The organism is Bradyrhizobium sp. th-b2, from assembly GCF_000426785.1.
In the GTDB taxonomy this organism is placed as follows: domain Bacteria; phylum Pseudomonadota; class Alphaproteobacteria; order Rhizobiales; family Xanthobacteraceae; genus Bradyrhizobium; species Bradyrhizobium septentrionale.
In genome coordinates, this window is record NZ_AUGA01000253.1 from 1 (window position 1) to 1,275 (window position 1,275).

General features: G+C 57.5%; 1 protein-coding gene and 1 pseudogene. Both read right to left on the reverse strand.

Annotated features, from left to right (window positions below):
• Nucleotides 1-900 (reverse strand): annotated as a pseudogene (locus K359_RS56705) (hypothetical protein); the annotation flags it as partial.
• A gap of 146 nt (nucleotides 901-1,046) precedes the next feature.
• A partial coding sequence (locus tag K359_RS64155; protein ID WP_210164129.1) for a hypothetical protein occupies nucleotides 1,047-1,275 on the reverse strand: 229 nt, incomplete at its 5' end.

The following is a 1,275-nucleotide window of genomic DNA, read 5'->3' on the forward strand; positions in this document are numbered from 1 at the left end:
ACTGCCCGCGTCCTGCGACGCGCTGTGCTGCGCAGCGGCGCCGCCGACGAGCATCGGCTCCATCAGTGCCGCGTCTTCGGGATCAGGACCGGGGGAAATATAGCGCTCGAGCTCCATCGCCTTAGCGCCGGCCGACGATCTTCGGAGACGAGCCAGTGCGGCAATGATGTTGCGGTGACCACCGACGTCCTTCTTATAGCCCTTGACATCTCCATCCAACGACGTGTCGCAAAGCCGAGCAGCAATGCCCTTCTTGTTGTTTTCGCGCAGGTAGTGACCGAAACTGCTAAGAGCAGTTGCATCCTTCCTGGCTGCATCCTTCCTGTCGGTATCTGTCGCTGCCTCGTTTTTGTACTGTTTGATGAGAGCCGCGTCCTGGGGATAAGGATTAAACTTCGCGCGGGCTGCGATCGGCACGACTCCGCCCGTCGACCGCGAGGTCCGGAGATGATCTATTGCCGTAAGGAGTCTCGTAGGATTACCCTTTCCGAAGAACTCGCGCGCATCAACGGTCAACGACTCGTCGTCGAGCCGAGCAGCAATGGACTTTTTGTTATTTGCGAAGAGCCAGAGGCCAAAGCTGCGAAGAGTACTTACATTCTTCTTGGCGGTGAGTTCGGCGGCGTTGCCATTGCGGAGGGCCTTCTCAAGCCCCGAAATAAGGGGACCATCCTCGGAATAAAGAGGCCGCTTCCTGAGCCCTATCAAAACCCCAGTTGACTGAGCCGGCTGCAGCGCAGTGGCGGCGGGCATTGCTCCACCACCTCCACTTGAATTGGCGATCTCGCTCAGTTGTCGCTCAAAGTTCGCCGCTTGTGCGGACGGCGCCGCGGGTGAACTCTCTTGCGGGCCCGTGCTGTCCGATTGTTCACCCACCCACTTGGTCGAGGGGAAATCCATCCGTTCTCTCTTTCAAAATATGAACCTGGGCTTCGATCTGACATGCCGGGGATTCAGCAACAAATCACCCTCTAACAGCTCCCGATAGGCACGCCTAAGCACCGGCAGCCGATGTTCTTCCAGTGCGCTCAGCCCTATATGTTTTGTTAAGTAGAGAAGCTGTCGAGAACCTGATGGAAGAAGGCGGCGGTCGACGGACGGATCGTATCCCTCCATTGAGGCCTCAATGGAGGGATACGTTCAATGACAAGCCAGCTCAGGTTGGCGAGCGCCGAACGACTGAAATGGACCCCGATTTTGGGACCAGAGGTTAAGTTGGAAAAGGGCCGCTCCGTTTGATAGACGGAGGGCATGATGACGACGAAGACGAGACGC